Raw genomic sequence first — 25,721 nt, forward strand, 5'->3', positions numbered from 1 at the left:
ATGTGAAATATACTCTTTCAAAGACAATATACAATAAACCCGCTCCCGGAATTTCCGGGAGCGGGTGTTAACAGATTTAAATATCTAAAACTGCCCTTTAAACAGGCAGAAATGATTTCTTTATCTTATAAACCAATGCTTTTAGTTGGTTTCAGTTGTTTTAAGATGCTTTTAGGGATGGCATTCTTGTGAACAAGGATCGCTGTTGACTTGTATTCAACATAAGGTCTTGTTACATAAAGGTATCCGGCAAAATCATTGGTTACTCCCCATGAGTTTTTTACCATATAATACTCTTTACCCGTTTGATCTTTTGCCAAACCTACGATATGCATACCATGGTCATCCGTTGTAGAAAGGTTATTAAGTGCTTTCTGACGCATGTCTTCAGTGATGGTTTTATCTTTTTTAGGCTCTGTAAACAAAGTCTGTTTGTTCTCTGCAGTTATTTGGTCAAGGTCCATATCCGGAACATAAGCTACACCGTTTTTATAAGAGAAGTAAGGCTCAGAAACATCAGTTGCCCAACCTACAGAATATCCTTTATTTACAGCATTGTCAATGATTGCAGTAAGGTCTTTCATCGGAACATTCCAGTCAGAATCGTGGCTCCAGTTATCAGGAATCGGAACTACAAATTTCTGAAAATACGGATAATCTTTATAGGAAGATAATTCCACATAATCTTCAGGATTGATTCCTACCACTTCCTTAGCAAATGTTTTCGGAGTGTAGTTTTTCCCTTCATACGTAAAGTTGGCTGGTACTTTTCCTAAATATTCATCAAGAATAGCATCTACAGAATCCATCCAGTTATCTGTCAGTTTTCCTTTTGAGGAAGCCTGAACAAGGCTGTCAAGAACCGGCTTCAGTTTGCCTTGCATTTCTTTGAAGTTGTTGGTTGTTTGTCCGGATTTTAATCCGGTATAAACATCCTGAGGAACCGCACCATACTTCTTGTACATATTGATTACGTCGTGAAGTTCTCCTCCGTCACCCCAGCTGATAGCGCCGTTATTCAAAACATATAATTTTGCCTTATCGTGGTAAGAGTTTCTTGCCGTAAAGATTTCAGCAAGATCCACAGGTTTTTTGCCCATTCTCTGCGTTTCAGATTCAAGGAAAGAGTTTCCTGAGTAGCTCCAGCAAGTTCCTGATGAACCCTGGTTCTTTACAGAAGTTGCACCCACATCTTTTAACGTTGTGAACTGAAAATTAGCATTTTGTGATTGGTTGTTTTTTAACTTGTTGATTAAGTCATCTTGGGCAAACATCATACTTCCTGCAGACAAAACAAAAAGTAATGATGCAATTTTGGCATTTTTCATTACTATAAAAAGATTATTTATATTAAGAGTCGTTGATAATAGAGATTTGTTACAGATGGAAAAGTTAAATTTGAAATTAAGAAAAATAAAAAAATTAATAATATAGGCTCATTTATCCCTTTACTCAAAAAAAGTTGATCATGTTTCCAACTCTTATAAAAGTTTCTGCATCTATAATAATATAACTCCTGACTATGGAACAAGAATTATTATTGGAATGTCAGCGTAACAACCGCAACGCCCAGCGGAAAGTTTACGAGAAAATGGCGGGCAGGCTTTATTCAGTCTGCAGACGTTATTTGAAAAATGACGAAGACATAGAAGAAGTCTTGGCTGATACATTCTACAAGATCTTCACGAAAATTACCCAGCTCCAGAATGCAGATACATTTGAAGTATGGGCAAGAAAAATTGCTGTAAATGAATGTCTGCAGAAATTAAGATCCAACAAAGGGATGTTTATTTCCCTGGAAGAAAATTTCAATAATCATTCTGAAGGAACTACAGAAAACCTTTCTCTGGAAAAAGATATTCTGAGCTTACTGAATTTTCTCCCGGAAGGCTGCAGAGCCATCTTTAATCTTTTTGCTATTGAAGGATATCCTCATAAGGAAATAGCCACCATGCTTTCCATTAGCGAAGGAACATCAAAATCACAGCTCAATTTTGCACGAAAAAAGCTGCAGGAACTTCTCGTGAATCAAAACATTTAAACTTTTACAACAATGGAAAATAATCATATAGATCAACAATTCAATGAAGCTTCTAAGCTTTCAGAAGAACCAACTGTTTTTCCTGGTTTTGATAAAGTATGGGGAAAAATTGAGGAGAAATTAGATAAAAAAGAAGAGAAAAAGAAAATCATTCCTATCTGGCTGCCCTATGGTATTGCTGCAAGTTTGATGATTGGTTTGGGAGCTTTTTATTTTATGAATAAAAAAGAGGCTGCAGAACCTTTACAACCTGTAATAGTAGAAAATAAAGTTTCAAACAGTTCTGGTAATAAAGTTGATATTGCAAAAACAGACAGTACCATAAAGGAGAATATCAGAAAAGAAAAGTTGCCTTTATCTGTGCCTGATCCCATAGCATATCAATCTTCAGCAGTTGTGGGAACAGACTCATATAAAACGCATCCCAGCTGTAACATACCGACAGTAAAAGCTCCTGATAAAATAACAGCATCTTTACCCCCAATATATAATGATACCTTAAAAACAAAGGAAATTGATGAAGTTGTTGTAACTGCGTATGGCATTAAAAAGAGTTACAAATCCGTTACAGCCTCTTCAACCGTTATGATTGCTTCTACAGACAAGAATCCTGTACATTCACCGGCAGCCGTTTCTTCACTGGCAGGAAGAGTTGCTGGGATAGAAGTGTCAACCGGAATTAAAAAGCATGATGCAATATTAATCAGGGGAACAAGAAGTATGGATGGTCATTCTACAGCCCCTTTATATATTGTTGATGGAATTATATTAGGCAGAGAATCTGGATTTTTAAATGCTCTGGATCCTAAAAAGATAAAAGAATTAAAAGTACTGAAAGGACTCGAAGCTGCTGCCCTGTATGGAAGCAAAGCTAATAACGGAGTTATTGTAATTACCACAAAGGGATTATCTACAGCAGAAATAGAAAAGCTGAAAAAAGTTTCTTCAGAAAGTGAAGAGAAAGTACTAAAAGAACCGGAAGAACCCGAAAAAAAACTTCCCAAAGCAGGCCAGCTTACTGCAGGTGAAATTAACGATTTTTCTAAGTGGGATTATTGGAAAGATATTGCAGTTCCTACTCTGGATGAGTATAAAAATACATGGAAGTTCTTCCCTGATAAAAGGATTTCAGTTCAGCTTGTGAATAAAGACAGAAAGCCTGTAATAGGGGAAAAAGTAAAATTATTGGATGATAAGAAAAACATTATATGGGAAGCCGTTTCAGATAATCTTGGTAATGTAGAATTATGGATATCCCCTATGACAGGTGATAATTCAGATTCTGAGAAATATTATTTATCCGATGGTTCCGGGCAGATCATCAGCAGTAATCTCAGAACCTTTAAAAATGGACAAAACCTCATTATTTTGGACAAGACCTGCCTGCAAAAACGTGTATTGGATCTTGCCTTTGTAGTAGATGCTACCGGTTCTATGGGAGATGAGATCTCTTATCTTCAGTCTGAGCTTTTAGACGTGTTGAAGAAAACAGAAAGACAGCTTAAAAATACAACTGTAAGGTACGGATCAGTTTTCTACAGAGATCAGGGAGATGAATATGTGACCCGAAAATTTGACTTTTCAGATAAGGCAGAAGACCTCGTTGAATTTATTAAAAAACAGAACGCAGGAGGTGGCGGAGATACGCCGGAAGCAGTTGTGGAAGCCCTGAAAATTTCTGTTGAAGAGTTGAAATGGAGTCACGAAAACTCAGCCAAAATAATGTTTTTAATTCTGGATGCCCCACCACACCATTCAGAACAGAATATAAAGGAACTTTACAGTACAATAAAGAATGCTGCAAAGAAAGGGATTACCATTATACCACTGGCAGCCAGTGATACAGATAAACAAACGGAATACCTGATGCGTACATTTGCTTTACTCACCAATGGTACCTATACGTTTCTTACAGATGACAGCGGAATAGGAAACAGCCATATCAAACCTACCATAGATTCTTATGAAGTTGAAAAACTGAATGATTTGTTATTAAGATTAATCCTTCAGAGAGCTGTTTTGCCAGAATGCAGCGCAGGCATTTCAAATGATAATATTAACAAGAAAATGGAAAAAGAAATTGACAGTCAGATTGACAGTAAAACTGTAGTATTCCCAAATCCTACAAAAGGCCTGATGCAGATAAAAACAAGAAAATCAATTGAAGAACTGTTTGTATATGATCTTGCCGGAAAGATTATCATGAGAAAAGAAAAACTGCCGGAAGGTAAAAATTCAATTGATTTAACTTCTTATCCTCAAGGGATTTATCTTGTACGTATTCATACTAATGATCAATGGGAAACATTTAAGGTCATTAAAAATTAACTGTCTGAAAAAAGAAATTTTCCCGGAAATTTCTTTTTTTATATTTTTAAGCATACTAATAACTGATGAAAAAGAATTATTTGCTGTTATTGCCATTTACGATTACCCTATTACAGGCACAAAATTCACAACTCTATTACTCTGGAAAGTTTTTAACATCTAAAGATAAAGAACAGAACTTTTTAAAGGTTTATAATAAAAACAGTGGTATTTATGAACTGACTGATGAGAAAGGATTTGCCATTATTGCTGCCAAACCTTATGATACTCTCGTGTGGAATCAAGGGAAAAATACCCATATTATTTCTTCTTATGAACTCAGGGAATTAAAAACGATTCTGGAAAATCAGACAGGAAGTAAAAGTGTAGAAAATATTTACAGTAAAGCCTATGACAGTCTTGTTTCAAAAGAGATTAAAGACGATTTCAGTATTGAAAAAACTAAAACCCAACTCAGTAATAGATCGCATTCTTATTTTGATGAAATAAGAAAACTAAAGCAAAAAAATGATACTGTTTATGTTTTAAAAAGGATCAATAAGACAACATTACTGTTTAACGGAAGTTTTACCACATCTTTTGATATTAAAAACAGAAATGCTGTTCCAGAGACTCAAAATAAATATGTTCAGGGAAGATCAGAAAACGGAAATCTTTTTTGGAAAGGCCCTGAAACGAATGAAATGTTCAGTTTTGGACCAGATATATCAACACTTGGATTTAATGGATTCCCTTATGAGTATGACCTGAATGGAAAACTGATTCCGTGGATTAATGGACTTCAGCGTGCAAAAAGATATGATAATAATCTTTTTAAAACCACAGTGGGTTATAATAACCAATTGAATGTAAATGCTTTTATACAACAGGGTAACAATGAAAAATTCCGTCTTTCACTGAATCTGGGGCAGCAAAAGAACCAGATGTATTTTATTGATCAGTTTGATATTACCAATACCCTTAAAGCAAAACTGAATGCAGATTTGGGTAGATATTACATTAATCTGGCTTTTAATTACGAAGAAAACAAGGCAACCAATACCAATAGAATAGGATTGTTCAACAGAGCCTATCAGAATTCATTGCTTACGCCCATATCTTTTTCAAACGAACAAAATATTTTCCTGAATAACGGTTCACAGAGAAATTACAGCAAATATGTAGACAATCCTTCTTTTCTTTTTGAGCAGGATAGCAAATACCGCTATAAGAATCGGGACAGGCAGTTGAGTCTTAATGTAGCGAAAGACTGGGGCAGTTTTAAACTGAATATCAGTCAGTCCTACGAGAATATTACTAGCTGGAATCAGGATCAATATCAACCTTCTACTTATGGTTTTATCAACGGAATATCCAATGAAAGGATTCAAAACAACAGTTCCTATCATTCAAATATACAAGGTTCTTATTCATTGGGAGGCTATGACTTTAGAAATACTTTCAGTCTGAATTTTATTTTAAACGATAAAAAATCTGATGTTTATAACAGCCTGACCCATCAAAAATATTTCTATCAGAGAACTTCACAGGATCATATTTTTAATTACAATATGAACATCCGCGATTATGATTTTGAAGCAGGGTTTAATCTTGGGAATTCATTTTACATCTCCAATACTTCCCTTAAGAATAATTATTGGCTTCCAAAGGCTAACTTTTATCTGAAGTTCAATGGGATCTTCAATTGGTATAATTACAATTTTAAATTATTGGGAAGTTACACCCAATTAAGCTCCGAACCGGAAATGACAAGATCCTATGCTCCATATTCTACTACTTTGCTGAACGCAGAAAATTACAATCAATATTTTCCGTTACAGGAAGTAGACAGTTTCAGAGGTTTGTCCAATATCAATACTAGAGAATGGAAAATTGGAGCCAGGCTGAATCTTGGGTATAAAATAAGTGTAGAAGGAGAATATTTTAATAAAAAGAATAAAGATGATATATTTCCTGTTTTTGAAAACAATCAGTTAAGACTTAAAAATATAGCAGATCATACATACAGCGGGTACGAATTCAATTTTACCTACGAACGTTTGCGTTTGGGATATGATATGTATATCACCAATAAGGTCTCATTCTTTCAATACAAAGATATTGTAGACCGCATTGCTCCCGGATATCAGAACCATGCGGTTTCAGGATTTAAAGATATTTATAAAACACTATCAGAAGGACAGGTTTTGGGTGCTGTGATGGGCAGTTACTTTGAAAGAAATGCAGCCGGACAATTGGTCATTGATGAGTTTGGGTTTCCTAAAAAAGCAGACGGAATGAAAATTATTGCAGATCCTACACCGGATTTTGTAATGAAATTCAATCATAGTTTTGCCTATAAAAATTGGTCCTTAGATATCAATTGGGAATGGAAAAAAGGAGGCCATCTGTGGAACGGAACACAGGCTGTTCTCGATTACTACGGCCGTTCTTATGGCTCAGGAGAAGAAAGGAATATCAAAAATTATATTTTCGAAGGTGTACAGGCCAATGGAGCTGTCAACCAGGTTCCTGTGGATTTTTATGATCCCAATCAGAATGTTCTGGAAAACAGATGGTCGAGGTACGGTTATTTAGGAGTAGCTGAAAATTATGTTCAAAAAGCAGATTATGTAAGGATCAATAACATATCCCTTTCCTCAGATTTCCCGATTAACAAGAATAAACAGACTCTCAGACTGACTTTTTATGTAAATAATATCATGCTTTGGCAGGCCAATAAAGGCGTGGATCCTAATCAGAATTTCTACGATTTGAGTAATGGAAGAGGACTGGATTTTTTTAATCTTCCCTCCTTTAAAATATTTGGCTGTATTGTTTCACTTAAATTTTAACTCATGAATCTCAAGTTTATATCCACCTATATCATCCTTATGTGCTTATTATTTTCAGCCTTTTCTGTGAAAGGCCAGCAACCATTTCAGGATTTTGAAAAAGAAAAGACCTACATTCAGACCAATCATGTTTTTTATAAACCTGGAGAGCAGATGTATTTTAAAATATATGTAGTAAAAGGAAGCAATAATTTACCCGTCGAAGAAAGCAGAGTCGTCAATTTTGAAATAACAGATCCTGCAGGAAGTGTTGTGAGAAAATTAAAATACGAAATTACCAATGGATACGCCCGGGGAGACTTCTATTTTGCTGAAGATATGAAAGGAGGTATCTATAAAATCAGAGCTTTTACCAACTGGATGCAGAATGAAGAAGGCAAAAATGCATTTGAGAAAGAAATTACCCTTCAGAAAATTGTATCTCCAAGGATTTTAATGAAGCTGGATTTTCCGAAAAAAGGATATGGACCGGGAGATGAGGTGACCGCAGATTTTTCCATGAGAAGCCTGAGCAGCCTTCCGATTCCTTTTTATGAAGCTGATTTTACGGTAATGCACAATGGAGAAACCATTTCAGAAGGAAAACTCATTACGGATAAAGAAGGCAAAAAATTGTTGACCTTTAAGCTTCCTGAAGTTTTGAAATCCTCTGATGCTCTTTTGAATATCAAAGTGAATTTTGACGGGTTTACAGAATCCATTTCCAGAAATATTCCTATTGTTCTGAATAATCTGGATGTGAAATTCTTACCGGAAGGAGGAACTTTTATCAATGGAATAGAGCAGAATATCGCTTTTAAAATTCTGGATGAGTTTGAAAAACCTGTAGATGCTGTTCTGGCAGTTTACAATCAGAATCATGAAAAAATAAAAGAAATTTCAGCCTATAATTTCGGAATGGGAAGCTTCCGGTTTACGACTAAAATAGGAGAAACTTATTATGCAAAAGTGCTGAAGCCTGAAAATATTACCCAGACTTTTAATCTCCCGGAAGCAAAAAATGAAGGACTGGTTTTAAATATTCGGAATGAAAATAAAAATCTGAATTTCACCATCGTTTCTACCCGGGAAAGAACAATTACCCTGCGGGGAAGTTTCCGCGGAAAAGAAGTTTACAGCAAAATAATTCCACTGAAAAAAGGAATGAATTCTTTGGAAATTGCAGAAAAGGATTTCCCCACAGGGATCTGCAGATTCACTGTTCTGGAAAATAACATTCCCCTTGCAGAAAGAATTGTTTTTACCAATAAAGTAAACCAGCTGAATATAAGAGTTACTCCTGTAAAGCAACATTATCTGCCAAGAGAAAAAGTAATGCTGAATATTGAAACTACCGATGAAAATAATAAACCTGTTCCTGCCAACCTCGGAGTAAGTGTAGTAGATGATAAGCTATGGTCGTATGCTGATGATAAGCAGAATCATATTATTTCCTGGCTTTTGATGGACTCAGAGCTCAAAGGGAAGATTGAAAAGCCTCAGTTTTATTTCGATAAAAAAGAAGAAAAAGCAGATAAAAGCTTAGACCTTGTTATGCTGACAAACGGCTACCGATATTTTGAGCCTGTTCCGGAAATTCTGAAGACCAATAAATACAAATATCTTCCTGAAAAGAAAAATACTATTTATGGTGTGGTAGAAGATGAAAACAAAAAAACAGTGAAAGCTGATGTCTTTCTTTTGGACACCCATAATAAAAAGATTCTCAAACAGACTGTTGCTGAAAACGGGAAGTTTTATTTTTCAGATTTAAATGCAAATAATTCTTATAAGATTATTGCAAAGTCTTTTCAGCCTAAACATCAGTTGAAAATAAGGATTCTGTCTTATCATCTGGATATTAATCCTTTAGTAAAACAGAAACTTACCAACATAGACGTAGAAGAAATTGTAAAGGAAGCTGAAAGAAAAGAAGAAATAAAAACAGAAAATAAAAACAATACCAATCAGCTTAACAATGTTGGAAGATCAAAAACGGATACAATCAGTAAAAATAAACGTATTGAAGAAGTAGTGGTGGTAGGCTATGGTGTAAATAAAGATAAAACAGCGGTTGCTTCTACAACAGTAGCATCTGCTATGGAACTTCAAAACTCCAGTGTAACTTCCGTATTGAATGGGAAGGTTGCCGGATTAGTTGTAACTGGTGGCGGGCAGCCGGGTGCAGGAGAACAGATTCATATCAGAGGAACGGCCTCCATTAGCAACAAAAATCCTTTATTCATCGTGGATGGCGTTCCTGTAGAAAACTTTAATACTACCATCAACCCAAATGACATCAACAGCATTACCGTTTTGAAAGATGCTGCTGCTACCGCTATTTACGGAAGCAGAGCTGTGAATGGAGTTATTATCGTGACCTCACTTAAAAACAGAAAATCAGAAATAAGTTTTGATATAACTCCGAAATCTTATTTTGCCATAGAAACCTTGCCATATGGAAGACTTGTTTCATATGCCGGGGCAAGAGAATTTGTATATCCTGAATATAAAACAACCAATACCTCTTACCGTTTTGATTACAGGGAAGCGCTTTACTGGAATCCGGTCGTAGAAACCGATAAAAATGGAAAAGCAAAAGTAGAGTTTTATAATTCAGATGCGAATTCCACTTTCAGAATTATGACAGAAGGAATTGCTGCATCAGGACTTTTGGGAAGAGATGAAACGACGTATGCTGCCCAGAGTCTGATTTCGATAGATACTAAAATTCCTCAATACCTCACGAGAACAGATCAGATGATAATTCCGGTGGTCATTAAAAATAATTCTCCCGAAACGCGTAAAATGACCATGGATGTGATTGTTCCGAACCATGTGAAACTCATCAGTTCTGATAGTCTGATTACTCTGAAACCCCTAGAATCAGGAAGATTATTTGTGAAAATACAGACTGATGAGATTGTGAATTCCAATATCCAGTTTACCATAAAATCCGGAGAGTTGAGAGAAACGGTGATCCTTCCGTTTAAAGTAGAAGAAAAAGGATTTCTTCATCAATTTTCCATCATTAATAATAAAACAGAAGATCTCAAAATCAATATTCCGGAGTATATCGATGGAAGCCTGTATTCATCCTATTATGTATTTGAAAATACAGCTCTGAAAATGTTTGAAGACATAGAACAACTGAAAAAAGAACCTTACGGATGCTTTGAACAGCTTTCTTCTACTGTGTATCCTAACATTTTTATTCTTGATTATTTAAAATCAAGTAAAAAAATAGACACAGCAACTGAAAATCTGGTGATAAAAAACCTGAAAAAAGGCTTCCAGAAGCTGCTGAGTTATAAAAATAAAGACGGAGGTTTCGGATATTTCAGTTCTGCAGAATCAGATGTTGCTCTTTCCGCATTTGCGTTATTGGAATTTACGGAATTAAAGAAGTATGTAAATCCGGATGCTAAGCTTATTCAGGAACTTTCTTCATTTATTCTGTCGAAAAAGAATGCAAACGGATTATTCGAAGTAAGAAAACCCTATGAGTCTAAAAAAGATTTTTCGGAATATTCATGGTCAAGAAACATGTATGTTATATACGCTTTATCCAAACTTGGGTTTAAAAATGAAATTGAAGCTTCCTTTCAGGTAATGCTGAAAAGAACTTTAGCTACAAAAGACTCTTATCAGTTGGCTTTGCTTGCCAATGCTGCCGCTCACTTAGGAAAACAAAAGGAATATGATGAGCTGATTCGGATACTGGATCAGCAGTATGGAACGAAGAATATAAAATCTAAAGTCACTTTTACTGGTTCATGGGGAATGTCTGCCGATGCAGAAACACTTTCGTTATACCTTATGGCACTTCAGAAAGATGAGAAACTTAATCAGTTGAAAATCGCTGAAGCGGCTGATCAGCTTATTAATTTCAATGGATATTACGGGTTTGGTTCTACACAGGCTACTACATTGGCGATACAGGCATTGTCTGAATTTTTCTCTGAAAATGAGAAATTGTATGGAACTGAAAAACCGGTTATTAAGATTAACAAAGCGAATACTTATCCTAATATAAGTCTGTCATCAGCATATAAAACAGGGGAAAATGATATCACTATTCATTATCCATCACAAAGAGGACTTCCTTATAAGCTGGAATATCAATATTACACCCTGCAGGCTCCTGAAAGCAAGGATATTCCTCTTACCATGGAGACCAAATTAAAATCAGGAACATTAAAAACAGGAGAGACCAACAGAATGACTATTACCGTCAAAAACAAAATAAACGGTGAGCTGCCAATGACCATTGCAAAGATTGGTATACCAGCAGGACTGACTCTGCAAAATGCCTTACTGAAAGATATGCTTGATAAAAAACAGGTTTCTTACTATGAAATTTTCGACAACTATCTGGTTTTATACTGGGAACATTTCAATGCTGAAGAAACAAAGACCGTTAATCTTGATCTCAAAGTAGAATTTGCCGGAACGTATACAGGAAAATCAAGTAATGTTTACCTCTATTATATGCCGGAAGCAAAATATTGGAATCAAGGCATTACAACCCGTATTGAACCTTAATTTTTATATATTAAAACAGACATTCTAAGGAGGTCTGTTTTATTTTTAAAATTAACTTTCAAAAATTATTGAAAATTCAAAAAATATAATTATATTTGTTATAGAAATTAAAACAGAACAAGATGCAACTTTCAGAAGCAAAAGAAAAATACATTCAGACCTGGGGAACCTTTGCTACCAATTGGGGAATCAACCGTACGATGGCACAGGTGCATGCATTGCTTCTGGCTAGCGGAAGACCCCTGTCTACCGATGAAGTGATGCAGCAGCTTGAGATTTCAAGAGGAAATGCCAATATGAACCTTCGTGCTCTGATAGACTGGGGGATCGTGAAAAAAGAATTTGTAAAAGGTGACCGTAAAGAATATTTTGTAGCAGAAAAAGATGTATGGTATCTGTTCAAGCAAATTACCAAAGAACGCAGAAAAAGAGAGATAGAACCTGTCATTTCCTTTCTTGAAGAATTAAAGAATATTGAGGATAAAGATTCGGAAGAAGCTCAGGAATTTATCAAGCTGATGAATGATTTCAGCTCTGTCACCGGAAAAATCAACAATATCATGGATCTGGCGATAAAAAGTGATGACCACTGGCTGGTAGGGAAGATTACTAATCTGCTGAAATAAATTTTCAAAAAATGAGAAATCTTTTCTTATTAGGTTTTCTAAGTTTTATGATAGGCTGTCAGAAGAATGTGAATGCAGATTTTGATATTCACATAGAAAATTCCGATGCGTATGATTATAGGCAACACGATCTTTATAAAATTGAAATTTATAAAGATGAGAAAATTTTTAAAATTTTAGAACCTAAAGAAATTGCTGTTTCGCTTGATCAAAATATAAAATTAGACAGTATAAAAGAAGGGAAATATTCATTTGTCTATGAAAGTATTTTTGGTGAAACAATAAATAAAGAAATAAGTGTAGATGATTCCAAAACATACAGAATAGCTATCAATCCTGATCTTTTGATAAAGAAAAATAAAAAATCAATTTTTGGAAATTTGAAAAACTCAGTAGCAAAATTAGTATTCGAATCCAGAGGATGTTTTCATCTGAAAAAAGATTCAATAGAAATAGTTAACAAAGAAAATAAATACTTTATCCGTAGAAAAAATGGAAGTTTGAAACCCATCGATAAAACAATTTGGGCGTATTTTGTAAAAACCGAAAATAAGATAAGAGAAATTCCTGAAAATGGAGGTTGTACCACCAGAGATGAATATATTTTCTATCATAAAGGGATATCTGATACCATTCATGATGGAACATGTGAATTTTCTGTCTGGATGGGTTTGAAAGATTTCATAAAGAATAATAAACTTCAATAAATAAATCTGGATGAAAATCCTTTTTTATTTTAATTTAACTTTCAAAAATTACTGAAAATATAAAATTTATAATATCATGAAGAATTTTTTTAAACGTTATCTCTATTTAAGTCTCTTTCTGACTGTTGTTTTAATTCTTGCCGTATGGTTTTTTCTCGTTGTCAAAGGTGAATATGGAGTGACAATGTTCTTCACCATTCCGGTTTCTATTGGATTTATAATTGGGTATGTAAAGTATTTTAAAAAAATCGGATTAATGAACGTTTTAAAGACAATCTTAAAAATAGTCTTGGGATTAGTCATTTTCTCTCTTATTTTAATAGGAGCTGGCGTGGAAGGAGCTATTTGTATTATTATGGCTATTCCATTTATTGGCTTTGCGATGTTCGTGGGCTTCAATATTGGCTTTATTATAGGAGTATTTGACGAAAAACGACATACCGGAAGTGTTATAGTATTTATTCTTTTTATCAATCCCGCATCTTATATTTTCGATACCTATACAAAACCCATAGAGGAAACTATTACAACAGAAATGATTGTGAATTCTTCCAATGAAAAAGTTTGGGAACTTTTAAATACACAAATCAATTTCAATACTCCTGATTTTATCCTGTTTGAAAAAGGAGTCAGTTATCCAAAGAATATAAAATTTGTTAATGAAAACGGAAAATTAGGTTATAGCTGTCAGACCAATAATGATGATTTACAACTTAATATCAATGAATTTATTGAAAATAGGAAAGTGAAATTCTCCTTGGAAAATCAGACTGTTCCAATGAAAGAAATAACACCTTATGAAGATATTAATGCAAAACATTTACATGATTATTTTATTGTAAAATATGGTGAAATTACTTTAGACAAGCTATCAGAAAATAGAACAAAGATAATTGCAAAAACAAAATACAGTTACAAAATTGCCCCTACCTGGTATTGGAAAAAATGGTCCGGCTATATCATTGATAAAATGCAAAGCCATGTATTACAATCTATAAAAATACAATCTGAAAATGAATGATCTGCAAGAATATTTTGACAATCTGCAACCCAGATATTATATTAATGAAATTGCATCTTTAGGGTTTACCAGACTGTTTAGGAAAATGGCTGTTCAAAAGGTGAAAAGCTACGGGGATAAAAGAGTTTTGGATTTGATGAGCGGGCAGGGAGAAAATTTAGAATTTATACAGGCTCACAATGATAATACAGAAATTGTAGCACTGGATTTCTCATCAGCAATGCATATGAAACTGGCTGCAACATTCAAAAATAAATTGTCAATACAACAGATCCGGAACGATTTTTTCGAAAGCCAGATTCCCGATCATTCTATGGATATTATCCTTTGCTCTTACGGGACAAAGACGATAGAAGAAGACCAGAAACCGATTTTTGCAGATAAACTTTCAAATATCATTGATGAGAAAGGTGAAATTATCATTGTAGAATTTGTGAAACCCAAAACAAAGTGGAGATTCAATTGTGTGAAATGGTATATAGAGGTTCTTGTGACAAAGGTTTTTGGGAATGAATTTGGAAAATTGTTCCATTATATCAATAAAAATGAAAGCCTGGAAGATCTTAAAGATCAGTTTATCAAAAACGGACTCTCCATCATATCGCACATGAGATATCTGGATCTGGTTGAAATTCTTCATGTGAAAAGAAACTAGTTTTTTATTTGAAACCAAATTTCAAAAATTACTGAAAATTTTAAATAAATAATAATTATGAAAAATTTAATCATTCACTTATTCCTGATTATTTATTTCAGAAGAAAAGGATCACTTTAAATAATACTCCCCATGAAAACATTTCTAAAATACGATTACTTTATCCAATTGATCATTCTCATAGTCTGTATCGTAGGTGCTGTAATGCATTACAAAGACTGGAAGTTTATAGAATTCTACTATGGGGTTGGAGGAGCGCAATTGATAAGTTATCTGATCAGGTTATTTTTTAAACTAAAACAGACATCTGAGTTCAGAGTATATGGATTAACCATCATGCCGGTCTGGATATGTCTGCTTCTGGTTGATCAAAAAATTTATAATGAATTCACAATGGCTCTCATAGGCATATTTCTGCTTCTTTCATTGCTTTATACTCCGATAATGGCCATTCTCTATGTGTATGATTGCTACAACAGTTATGAACCCTATAAATTACGACTATGAAAACGCTCAAAAATCACACCTTGATCTACGACAATGAATGTCCAATGTGTAATCTGTATTCCAAAGGTTTTACAAAATGCGGAATGCTGGATGAAGAGGGAAGAGAAGCCTTTACAGAAATCACATTGAGAAATAAAACCCTGATAGATTTCAACCGGGCAAAGAATGAGATTGCATTGATAGATCATAACAGAAACGAAGTTGTGTATGGATTAGACAGTCTTCTTCTCATCATAGGAAACTCTTTTCCAGTGTTAGAGAAAACAGCAAGAATGAAGCCTTTGTATTGGTTTTTCAAAAAGCTGTATTCTTTCGTTTCTTATAACCGGAAACAGATTATTCCTTCTCAAAAAGACCATACAGAACGATCCTGTGTACCGGATTTTAACCTGAAATACAGAGTTGCATACATCGGTTTTGTTGTTATTTTTTCGGCATATATCTTAAGTGTATTTTCTGGTAAACTGAACTTGAATTTAGAGAGAAATTTCGTGAGAGAATTTGCCGTTTGTCTTGGCCAGATCCTTTGGCAGACTATCTTTTTAAAAACTTATCTCAAAGATAAAATCTGGGATTATCTCGGAAATATGATGACTGTTTCTTTAATCGGAACTTTACTGTTAATTCCTGCGCTGATAATCAGTTTTACTCCTGTTTTTTATATGATATATTTTGGAATTGTCATATTGATCATGTTTCTGGAACATATAAGGAGATGCCGCATACTAAAGTTGAATTTTCTTCCGACCATTTCATGGATATTATTTAGAATAACAGCATTAGTAATAATTATTCTGTCAACTATATAAATTAAAATGTAATCGCTAAAACCTATTAAAAAATGTCAACCATATATTTAAATACAGTCATCAAAGCAGATATTCACTATGTTTTTGATCTGGCAAGAAATATCGATCTCCATCAGCAATCCACTTCTATATCTCATGAAAAAGCCATTGCAGGACGTACTTCAGGACTGATTGAAAAAAATGAAACCGTAACCTGGCGGGCAAAACATCTGGGAGTCTATCAAAATCTCACTACAAAAATTGTCAGCATGGAAAAACCGTTTCAGTTTATTGATGTCATGCAGAAAGGAGCATTCAAATCTATGCGTCACCGACATATTTTTAAATCTGTAAACGGAAATACGTTGATGACAGATATTTTCGAATTTGAGTCTCCGTTGGGCATTATTGGAAAGTTATTTAATGCTGTTTTCCTCAGAACTTATCTCAAAAACTTTCTGATCCGAAGAAATGAAATGATCAAAACCATTGCAGAATCTTCTGTCCGTGACGGAATTGCGATTTTTTAACCTAAAAAACAGAGTGATGAACTTTTTAAAAGCAGAATGGCGAAAACTGGCCATCATCAATTACGAGATCAATCCTGAAGTTTTGCAGCCTTACCTTCCAAAAGGAACTGAACTCGATTTTTATAAAGGCAAATGCTACGTAAGTCTGGTGGGATTTATGTTTTTAAATACCAGACTTTTGGGTTTACCGATCCCTTTTCACCGCAATTTTGAGGAAGTGAATCTAAGATTTTATGTAAAGAAAAAAGAAAACGGAATCTGGAAAAGAGGAGTGGTGTTTATCAAAGAAATTGTTCCAAAACCTGCTTTAAGTCTGGTGGCCAATTCCATATATAAAGAAAATTATCATACCATGCCGATGAAAAATCAGATTGATGAAAAAGGAGATGAACTCCAGATCCGGTATTCATGGAAAGATAAAAGCTGGCATTCTATCCAGATTACAGCCGAAAATACTGCAAAACCAATGGAAGAAAACTCAGAATTTGAATTTATCACAGAACACTATTTTGGTTTTACAAAAAAAGACGATACAACTTCAGAATACGAAGTATGCCATCCAAAATGGGATTGTTACCCTGTAAAAGAACATCATTTAGAAATTGATTTTCAAAAGATCTATGGAAATGATTTTACATGCCTGAATCAACAAAAACCTATTTCCGTAATGCTTGCCGAAGGCTCAGAAATACAAGTCAAAATAAAGAAATACATCAGCTGAAAAATGAAGAGATTAAAACATCTTGTCTATTCATAAAAATCTGTGAAAATCTGTGCATTCTGTGGGAAAAAAAACGCTCTCCAATAATAGTTGTGACAAATTATTTTAAACACAAATATCACCAATATTTTCACAAATATGCACAAGGAAAATACAACATAATCATCTGTGAAAATCTGTGAAATCTGTGGGAAAACCTTAAACATTGAACTCCAAACTTTAAACCTTAAAAAATGAAAATAATCATAGCCGGAGGCACCGGATTTCTCGGCGAAAACTTAGAAAAACACTTTACAGAAAAAGGAAATCAAGTTTATATCCTTACTCGCAATCCCCAACATAAAAATGAAATCCTTTGGGATGCCCAAACGATAGGTGAATGGAAAAATTACCTCGAAAAAGCAGATGTTCTCATTAACCTGACAGGAAAATCTGTGGACTGCCGCTATAACGAGAAAAATAAAAATGAAATCTACTCCTCAAGAATCGAGAGCACAAGAATATTACAGAAAGCCATAGATCAATGCTCTGAAAAACCCAAAATTTGGCTGAATGCCAGTTCGGCAACTATTTATGTTCATTCTGAAAAACATATCAATACAGAAGAAAACGGAATTATCGGTGACGATTTTTCTATGAATATCTGCAAAAGCTGGGAGACAGAATTTTTTAAAGTTGAAAATGAAGAAATACGAAAAGTTGCTCTCCGGACTTCTATTGTTATGGGAAAAAATGGTGGAGCTTTTCCAAAACTGAAAATGATTACAAAACTGGGCCTGGGAGGAAAGCAGGGAAGAGGCACTCAGATGGTAAGCTGGATCCATATTGAAGATTTTTGTAAAGCAGTGGACTGGATTATTCGGCACGAGACTCTTTCAGGAACAGTGAATATAACCGCACCGGCTCCTCTTTCCAATCAAAACATGATGAGAAAACTGAGAAATAAAATGAAAATGCCTTTTGGACTCAATGCTCCTGTCTGGCAGCTGGAAATTGCATCTCTCTTCATGAAAACAGAAACCGAATTACTCCTAAAAAGCAGAAATGTGTATCCTGAAAAACTTATAAAAAGCGGATTTAAGTTTTTATATCCCGAATTTGATGAAGCGATTCTTAATCTCTTGGAATCCTAATGTTTGCGGGTTTCCCAAAGGATAATTAAATTAGCGGAAAACTATTCCATATGCTGGTTATATCCAAAATAAAACCCTTTTTTCTTTCATCCTTTTTAATAAGTTCAATCGCTTTTTCACAAGTTCATAATGTATCAGAAGGCTATCAGAAGCCCACAGACCCGTTGGTAGTCCAGAATCTGGAGCAATGGCAGGATATGAAATTCGGGCTGTTTATGCATTGGGGAACCTATAGCCAGTGGGGAATTGTTGAAAGCTGGAGCTTATGTCCGGAAGATGAATCATGGACACAGAGAAAACCTGAACATGGAAAATCTTACTACGAATATGTGAAGAATTATGAAAATCTTCAGACAACTTTCAATCCAACCCAGTTCAATCCTCAGAAATGGGCGGATGCCGTAAAAAAGGCTGGAATGAAATATGTGGTTTTTACCACCAAGCATCATGATGGTTTTGCTATGTTTGATACCCGGCAGTCAGATTATAAAATCACTTCTTCCAAAACCCCTTTTTCAAAAAATCCAAAATCTGATGTGACGAAAGAAATTTTCAATACGTTCAGAAAGGAAGGCTTTAAAATCGGAGCCTATTTTTCTAAGCCAGACTGGCATTCCGATGATTATTGGTGGTCTTATTTTCCACCCAAAGACAGAAATGTCAATTATGATCCAAGGAAATATCCGGAAAGATGGGAGAACTTTAAAAAGTTCACCTTCAATCAGCTGAATGAAATTACTTCCCGTTATGGGAAAATAGATATTCTTTGGTTAGACGGCGGTTGGGTACGCCCTTTTCACACCATAGACCAGAAAGTAGAATGGCAGCGCACCATCAAAGTAGAACAGGACATTGATATGGACAAAATAGGAACAATGGCGAGAAAAAATCAGCCGGGAATAATCATTGTAGACCGCACCGTTCCGGGAAAATGGGAAAACTATGTCACTCCTGAGCAGGCAGTTCCGGAACATGCTCTTTCCATTCCCTGGGAAAGCTGCATCACCATGGGAGATTCTTTTTCTTACGTTCCCAATGATAACTATAAGACCTCCCAGAAGATCATTGAAACCCTGGTAAAAATCATTTCAAGAGGTGGAAATTACCTCATGAATATTGCACCCGGACCTAACGGAGATTATGATGCCATTGTATACGAAAGATTACAGCAAATTTCCGGCTGGATGGAAAAAAATCAGTCCGCTGTTTTTGCAACCAGAAGCATTGCGCCTTATCACGACGGAAATTTTTATTATACACAAAGCAAAGATGGAAAAACAGTGAATATTTTTCACTTGGATGAAAAAACAAATTATGAATCTCCATCAACGTTAAGTTTTACAATTCCTGATCATTTTAAACCAAAATCTTTGAAAGTTTTAGGCTTGTCAAAGAAAATTCAATGGAAAAAATCAGGTAATTCAATTGAAATTAATTTGCCGAAAGAAAGATCTCAGTTAAAATATTCAACTGTAATTCAAATCGTTCAATAATGAGATGCATTTGTTTTAAACTTGCTGGAGTCGCATTATTGTTGAATGTTGTGATTACTTTTGCCCAAAAACCTCTATATAAAGATCCCAAACAACCCATCGAAGCCAGAGTTCAGGATCTGTTGAAGAGAATGACTCCGGAGGAGAAGTTCTGGCAGTGTTTTATGATTCCCGGAGATCTGGATAACGTTCCGAAAGGACAATATTCCCACGGAATTTTCGGATTGCAGGTAAGCGCAGGAAATCAGGGAGGCGGAGCCGCAGGACAGCTGCTGAAATACAATGCCAGTGAAGATGCAGAGATACTTGTGAAAAAGATCAACGCCATTCAGAAATATTTCGTAGAAGAATCAAGGCTGGGAATTCCCATTATTCCTTTTGATGAAGCGTTACACGGATTGGTTCGGGAAGGTGCTACCGCTTTTCCGCAGGCAATAGGTCTGGCTGCTGCTTTCAATCCTGAATTAATGAATAGGATTTCAACAGCAATTGCCAGAGAATCAAAATTAAGAGGAATCCGTCAGATTCTGACACCAGTGGTCAACCTTGCAAATGACGTGAGATGGGGAAGAACAGAAGAAACCTACGGTGAAGATCCGTTTCTGGCCTCCGTAATGGGAGTCAGCTTTGTCACTTCGTTTGAAAATATGGGAATTATTACCACGCCTAAACACTTTTTAGCTAATGTAGGAGAAGGTGGAAGAGATTCATACCCGATTCATTGGAGCAAAAGATATCTGGAAGAAACTCATTTGATTCCTTTTTACAACGCTTTTACAAAAGGAAAAAGCCTTTCTGTGATGACTTCTTATAATTTGCTTGATGGAAGACCGTCAACCGCCAATCATTGGCTGTTAACTGAAAAATTAAAAAAAGACTGGGATTTCAAAGGCTTTGTCATTAGTGATGCCAGTGCAGTGGGTGGAGCAAATGTTCTGCATTTTACGGCAAAAGATTATGATGATGCCTCTGCACAGGCTATCAATGCCGGACTTGATGTCATTTTTCAGACAGAATATAAACATTATCAACTCTTTATTCCTCCCTTCTTAGATGGAAGAATTTCTAAAGAAAGAATAGACGATGCCGTCTCAAGAGTATTGAGAGCCAAATTTGAACTTGGACTATTCGAAAATCCCTATGTTTCTGCTAAGGAAATTGAAGAATTAAAAAAACTAAATCATAAACCTTTGGCAGAAAAAGCAGCTGCAGAATCTTTTGTTTTGCTTCAGAATAATAATCATACACTTCCTGTTCCTGAAAATGTTAAAAAAATTCTTGTAGTGGGAACAGATGCTGTGGATGCAAGATTAGGTGGTTACTCAGGGCCTGGAAACAAAAAAATAAATATTCTGGATGGTCTTAAAAATTATGTAAAAAATACAGATACTGAAGTTGCGTATTCAAGAGGAATTGACTGGAATGTAAAAGACTTCACCACAATTTCAAATGAATATTTATCTTCTGAAAATAAAAAGGGATTAACAGGATATTATTTCGCTAATCCCGATTTAAAAGGTAATCCGGCTTTTGGAAGGCAGGATGAAAACCTCAGTTTCAAATGGACTTTATACTCTCCCGATCCGGAAAAACTGCAGCCTGATCATTATAGTATTCGTTGGACAGGAAAACTGGAAGCCCCGGATTCCGGGAAATATTTGATAGGCTTGCGTGGAAATGATGGTTTCAGGCTATACCTGGATGGGAAATTAGTGATTGATCAATGGGAAAAGCTTAGCTATTCTACAAAATCAATACCTGTGGACTTTATAAAAGGAAAGAAATATGATCTTAAGATTGAATTTCATGAAAATCGTGGAGAAGCCAATCTGGAACTGATCTGGAACTATGGTTTGTACGATTATCAGAAAGATTTTAACGAAGCTTTAGATCTTGCCCAAAAAGCAGATTACATTCTTGTAACAGCCGGAATTCATGAAGGCGAATTTCAGGACCGCGCATCACTGAGTTTACCAGGCAACCAGGAAGCGTTTATTCATGAAGTTTCAAAATTAAATAAGCCAATTACCGTTCTTTTAGTAGGCGGATCGGCCATTAAGACAACAGCATGGAAAGATAAAGTAGGAGCGATCTTAGACATTTGGTATCCGGGAGAAGAAGGCGGAAATGCCGTTGCAAAAACACTTTTTGGCGCAGAGAATCCTTCAGGAAAATTACCTGTAACATTTCCTGCTGAAGAAGGGCAGCTTCCTTTAACTTATAATCATCATCCAACAGGAAGAGGAAATGACTATTATGATCTGAGTGGTGAGCCATTGTATCCGTTTGGTTTCGGATTAAGTTATACCTCTTTTGAAATTTCTGATCTGCAGCTGAACAAGGCTCAATATTCAGAAAACGAAACCATTGTGGCTAAAGTCAATGTGAAAAATACAGGGTCAAAAGCGGGGAATGAAGTGGTTCAGCTGTATGTAAAAGACATACTTGCTTCCGTTTCCAGACCTGTAATTGAGCTCAAAGGATTTCAGAAAGTAGAACTGCAGCCCGGGGAATCAAAATCTGTTACTATTGAAGTTCCCATAAAGCACTTACAGTTTCTGAATGAAAAAATGAAATGGGCTGTAGAAAAAGGAATCTACAGGATCATGGTTGGTAACTCATCCAGGAATCTTACACTAAAACAAAATATTGAAGTTTTATAACAAAAAAAGAGCAGAAATTTCTGCTCTTTTTGTATATCTTTATAATATTAGTATTTTCTCGCCAATAGGACATTCAATAAGAATGTTCCCGCCCAGTTACTGTTATTGGTTCCGTTTGTACCGATAAAGTCTACACGGGCTACAGATACGGTAAGTCTGGTTCTGCCTGCTGTACCGTTATTAGCCAGGCTTACAAATGATGCGGTAAACACATCGGGAAAACTTGAGTTATTTCCCGCAGTAAGAATAGGATACATATTCGTAACATTAAATGGAGTTCCCTGGTATTCATAAACAAGCGTCATTCTGCTTGTGTTGGAGTAGGAAGCAGTATGAGCCCGGTCCACAGATGTTTTACTCACGATCCACCATCTGTCAGCTGCAGTACCAGAATCATAGCCTGAATTAGTATGATTGGTCCAGTCTGCAGTAGCTGAAATTCCAAGCGCATGAGGAGGAATAAAAAGCTGCGTACCATAAATCTCTACGTTGCTCGGTTTTGGAAGCACTGTAAAAGATAAATCCCACGTTCCTCCGGAAGTATTGCTGTTGTTGACTACTTCAGCATATGCTCCTGTAGGAATTACAAAAGAGGAAACCGGTGTGTTATCTATTCTTAAAGTATTTCCACTGGAAGCCTGTAATGTAATGGCATTCGGAGAAATGTTTTTAATCTTATAAATTCTTCCGGTAAAACTGGTTGTTCCGGTTCCGATTACAGGTAGGGTGAAAGTGGCATCAGCCGTTCCGTTATAAGTGATGTAGTGATCAGTAGCCAGGATATTATAGCTTGTAGCAGTTATCTGAGTATAGCCCGCCCTTAACGAACCATTTACGGCAAGGGTACTGTTGGGTGTTGTTGTGTTAATACCTACTTGAGCATTTAAGGAAACAGCTCCGAATAAAACGATAAAGATGTATTTTTTCATATAATGAAAAGTTAATTTATACAAAGATAAAAAAAACAACCAAAATGAATATTTAAAGCGGATTTTAGGAAAAATCACTTTTATTGGAAGGAGGTATTTTTGATAATTACTTAAATCAATCTGAAGGGAACCTCCAAATCTTCAGTAAGATAATAGCTGGAACACAGTCGGTGATAACCATCTGCAATGATCAATTCATTTTGTACTCTAACTAATAATATAGGAGACGGCTTTTTATTTTTTTCAACCTTTTTCAGATTTTCTTTCACATGAATATTAGTTTCCGGAAGCAGGGTAAGTTTACTGGCTCTTAAAATATCTTCCGACTTCTTTGGTAGAAGCAGTCTTTAATTTTTTTCCGCAGAAGTCTTCATAAGTGCTTCTTTAAAAAGAGTCATAAATGTATTAAAAAATAGATTTTATAACATAAAAAGAACAGAAATTTCTGTTCTTTTTATGTTTATTCTTGAAAATATTAATATTTTCTGGCTAACAAAACATTCAGTAAGAAAGTTCCTGCCCAGTTACCATTATTGGAGCCATTACTACCTATAAGATCCACACGGGCCACAGATACCGTAAGTCTGGTTTTACCACCATTACCATTATTGTCAAGACTTACAAAAGATCCTGTAAATACATCTGGAAAACTTGAGTTATTTCCTGGTGTGAGAATAGGATACATATTGGTGACATTGAAAGGAGTATCCTGATATTCGTAGACAATGGTCATTCTGCTTGCATTGGAATAGGTAGAAGTATGAGTTCCATCTACAGATGTTTTACTCACCACCCACCATCTGTCCTTTCCTGAGCCGGTATCATAGGCTGTATTAGAATGATTGGTCCAGTCAGAAATAGCTGATGCTCCTAATGCATGAGGAGGAATGGAAAGCTGAGTACCATAAATTTCTACGTTACTCGGCTTAGGAAGAACTGTAAAAGATAAATCCCATGTTCCTCCGCTCGTATTACTGTTGTTGACTACTTCAGCATAAGCCCCTGTAGGAATGACAAAAGAAGCAGTCGGTGTATTGTCAATTCTTAAGGTATTACCACTGGAAGCCTTGAGAGTAATTGCATTCGCAGAGATATTTTTAATCTTATAAATTCTTCCGGTATAACTTGCAGTTCCCGTTCCTATGACAGGAAGAGTAAATGTAGCATCAGCTGTTCCATTATAAGTAATGTAATGATCAGTTGAAAGAATATTATAACTTGTGTCCGTGATCTGGGTATATCCGGCTCTTAATGAGCCGTTGATAGCGAGAGTACTGTTAGGATTTGGGGTGTTAATCCCAACCTGTCCCATTAAGGGTAAAGCCCCCAATAAAGGGATCAAAATATATTTTTTCATATTGCGATGTTTTTATACAAATGTAAAAAAAAATATATAAAATTCACTAAATATTGAATAATTGCTATGCATATAATACAATATTTAGTGATATAAAATGAGTGATTAATCTTAAAGCAATCGGCAGAGTATTTCAAGTTATTAACTTATTCCTTTAATTAATACACGAGATTAATGATTAACAAAGGTTTTCTTATTGATAGACTTTCGACCGGCTCAGGTTGAAAACTCCAATACCATCCCAAATTTTTAAGCATTGTCAGGCTCAGCCTGTCGAATCTATTATTACTAAAAGGGATAGGTTAATCAAGTTATGAAGTAAGATAATATCTGCAGGATAGGCGGTGATAAACATCTGCAATAATAAATGTTGGCAGAAATTTCTTGTTTTTTCTTTTTCAGATTTTATTGTATATAAATCTTGGTATGATATATGCAAGATTTATTGTGAACCGGAATGAATTTCATTAAATAATATCGAATTAATTGAAACCATTCAAAAATAGGAACATTATGAAAAAGTTATTAATTTCAACAGTATTGTTATTAGGTTTATCTATGAATGTTTCAGCTCAGAAACATCCAGCACCGCCTCCACATCCTTCAAAAAGTGAGTTGGTAAATATTAAAATGCAGGAACTTACCAAAAAATACAATACTGAGAAAAAACTGATCCTTAATCACCCGCTTGCTACCAAAAAGATGAAAAGAGATCAGATGAAAGCTCTGAATGAAAGATATGCGGCTGAAAAACGATTACTTAAACAGGCAAAATAATACAGTATTTTTGCGGTTATTAAAATTTGAAAAGCCGTTTTTTATACTTTAAGTTTTGATGAGTTTTCAGTATAAGACAAAATTTAT

19 protein-coding genes are annotated in these 25,721 nt (G+C 35.2%); 16 read left to right on the top strand and 3 right to left on the bottom strand.

The window, feature by feature from the left end; translation table 11 throughout:
* Positions 1 to 125: 125 nt before the first annotated feature.
* A complete protein-coding gene (locus EK417_RS19355) occupies positions 126 to 1,328 on the bottom strand; it encodes a C1 family peptidase (RefSeq protein WP_136523090.1) in 1,203 nt (400 codons plus the stop codon).
* 194 nt (positions 1,329 to 1,522) lie between these two features.
* Between EK417_RS19355 and EK417_RS19360 the strand changes: the two genes are divergently transcribed.
* The 15 genes from EK417_RS19360 (at position 1,523) to EK417_RS19430 (ending at position 22,571) form a co-directional block, all read left to right on the top strand.
* On the top strand, positions 1,523 to 2,041 hold the full coding sequence (locus tag EK417_RS19360) for an RNA polymerase sigma factor (protein ID WP_110366978.1): 519 nt from the start codon (positions 1,523 to 1,525) through the stop codon (positions 2,039 to 2,041).
* Positions 2,042 to 2,053: 12 nt separating this feature from the next.
* Positions 2,054 to 4,369, top strand: coding sequence for a T9SS type A sorting domain-containing protein (locus EK417_RS19365; protein ID WP_136523091.1), 2,316 nt, complete (start codon positions 2,054 to 2,056; stop codon positions 4,367 to 4,369).
* A gap of 65 nt (positions 4,370 to 4,434) precedes the next feature.
* A complete protein-coding gene (locus tag EK417_RS19370; protein ID WP_136523092.1) occupies positions 4,435 to 7,203 on the top strand; it encodes a TonB-dependent receptor in 2,769 nt (922 codons plus the stop codon).
* 3 nt (positions 7,204 to 7,206) lie between these two features.
* Positions 7,207 to 11,727 carry a TonB-dependent receptor plug domain-containing protein gene (locus EK417_RS19375; protein ID WP_110366975.1) on the top strand — a complete coding sequence of 1,507 codons (4,521 nt, stop codon included), beginning with the start codon at positions 7,207 to 7,209 and terminating at the stop codon, positions 11,725 to 11,727.
* A 122-nt stretch (positions 11,728 to 11,849) separates the two neighbouring features.
* The gene (locus EK417_RS19380; protein WP_047433713.1) at positions 11,850 to 12,353 is read left to right on the top strand and encodes a GbsR/MarR family transcriptional regulator; all 504 of its coding nucleotides are present in this window, start codon (positions 11,850 to 11,852) and stop codon (positions 12,351 to 12,353) included.
* Between the two features lie 68 nt (positions 12,354 to 12,421).
* Positions 12,422 to 13,060: a hypothetical protein gene (locus tag EK417_RS19385; RefSeq protein WP_136523093.1), complete on the top strand. Its 639-nt coding sequence runs from the start codon at positions 12,422 to 12,424 to the stop codon at positions 13,058 to 13,060.
* A 76-nt stretch (positions 13,061 to 13,136) separates the two neighbouring features.
* A complete protein-coding gene (locus EK417_RS19390; RefSeq protein WP_136523094.1) occupies positions 13,137 to 14,081 on the top strand; it encodes an EscU/YscU/HrcU family type III secretion system export apparatus switch protein in 945 nt (314 codons plus the stop codon).
* The gene (locus EK417_RS19395) at positions 14,074 to 14,736 is read left to right on the top strand and encodes a class I SAM-dependent methyltransferase (RefSeq protein WP_136523095.1); all 663 of its coding nucleotides are present in this window, start codon (positions 14,074 to 14,076) and stop codon (positions 14,734 to 14,736) included. Before EK417_RS19390 ends, EK417_RS19395 begins: the two co-directional genes overlap by 8 nt.
* 132 nt (positions 14,737 to 14,868) lie before the next feature.
* A complete protein-coding gene (locus EK417_RS19400; RefSeq protein ID WP_076595603.1) occupies positions 14,869 to 15,243 on the top strand; it encodes a hypothetical protein in 375 nt (124 codons plus the stop codon).
* The gene (locus tag EK417_RS19405; protein ID WP_136523096.1) at positions 15,240 to 16,052 is read left to right on the top strand and encodes a hypothetical protein; all 813 of its coding nucleotides are present in this window, start codon (positions 15,240 to 15,242) and stop codon (positions 16,050 to 16,052) included. Before EK417_RS19400 ends, EK417_RS19405 begins: the two co-directional genes overlap by 4 nt.
* 32 nt (positions 16,053 to 16,084) lie before the next feature.
* Positions 16,085 to 16,561 carry an SRPBCC family protein gene (locus EK417_RS19410; protein ID WP_136523097.1) on the top strand — a complete coding sequence of 159 codons (477 nt, stop codon included), beginning with the start codon at positions 16,085 to 16,087 and terminating at the stop codon, positions 16,559 to 16,561.
* Positions 16,562 to 16,577: 16 nt separating this feature from the next.
* Positions 16,578 to 17,282 carry a YqjF family protein gene (locus tag EK417_RS19415; RefSeq protein ID WP_136523098.1) on the top strand — a complete coding sequence of 235 codons (705 nt, stop codon included), beginning with the start codon at positions 16,578 to 16,580 and terminating at the stop codon, positions 17,280 to 17,282.
* 233 nt (positions 17,283 to 17,515) lie between these two features.
* Entirely contained in the window at positions 17,516 to 18,415 is a 900-nt protein-coding gene (locus EK417_RS19420) for a TIGR01777 family oxidoreductase (protein ID WP_136523099.1), read from the top strand.
* A 50-nt stretch (positions 18,416 to 18,465) separates the two neighbouring features.
* Positions 18,466 to 19,908 carry an alpha-L-fucosidase gene (locus tag EK417_RS19425; RefSeq protein ID WP_136523100.1) on the top strand — a complete coding sequence of 481 codons (1,443 nt, stop codon included), beginning with the start codon at positions 18,466 to 18,468 and terminating at the stop codon, positions 19,906 to 19,908.
* Positions 19,908 to 22,571, top strand: a complete 2,664-nt coding sequence (locus tag EK417_RS19430; protein ID WP_136523101.1) for a beta-glucosidase — start codon at positions 19,908 to 19,910, stop codon at positions 22,569 to 22,571. The genes EK417_RS19425 and EK417_RS19430 overlap by 1 nt, the downstream gene beginning before the upstream one ends.
* A gap of 47 nt (positions 22,572 to 22,618) precedes the next feature.
* On the opposite strand, the gene EK417_RS19435 is transcribed toward EK417_RS19430, so the two are convergent.
* Positions 22,619 to 23,500 carry a hypothetical protein gene (locus tag EK417_RS19435; RefSeq protein ID WP_136523102.1) on the bottom strand — a complete coding sequence of 294 codons (882 nt, stop codon included), beginning with the start codon at positions 23,498 to 23,500 and terminating at the stop codon, positions 22,619 to 22,621.
* A 475-nt stretch (positions 23,501 to 23,975) separates the two neighbouring features.
* On the bottom strand, positions 23,976 to 24,857 hold the full coding sequence (locus tag EK417_RS19445; protein WP_076595611.1) for a hypothetical protein: 882 nt from the start codon (positions 24,855 to 24,857) through the stop codon (positions 23,976 to 23,978).
* 513 nt (positions 24,858 to 25,370) lie between these two features.
* Between EK417_RS19445 and EK417_RS19450 the strand changes: the two genes are divergently transcribed.
* Positions 25,371 to 25,634 carry a hypothetical protein gene (locus tag EK417_RS19450; RefSeq protein WP_076595612.1) on the top strand — a complete coding sequence of 88 codons (264 nt, stop codon included), beginning with the start codon at positions 25,371 to 25,373 and terminating at the stop codon, positions 25,632 to 25,634.
* The last annotated feature ends 87 nt before the right edge of the window (positions 25,635 to 25,721 follow it).

It is taken from the genome of Chryseobacterium candidae, assembly GCF_004916905.1.
Lineage (GTDB): Bacteria > Bacteroidota > Bacteroidia > Flavobacteriales > Weeksellaceae > Chryseobacterium > Chryseobacterium candidae.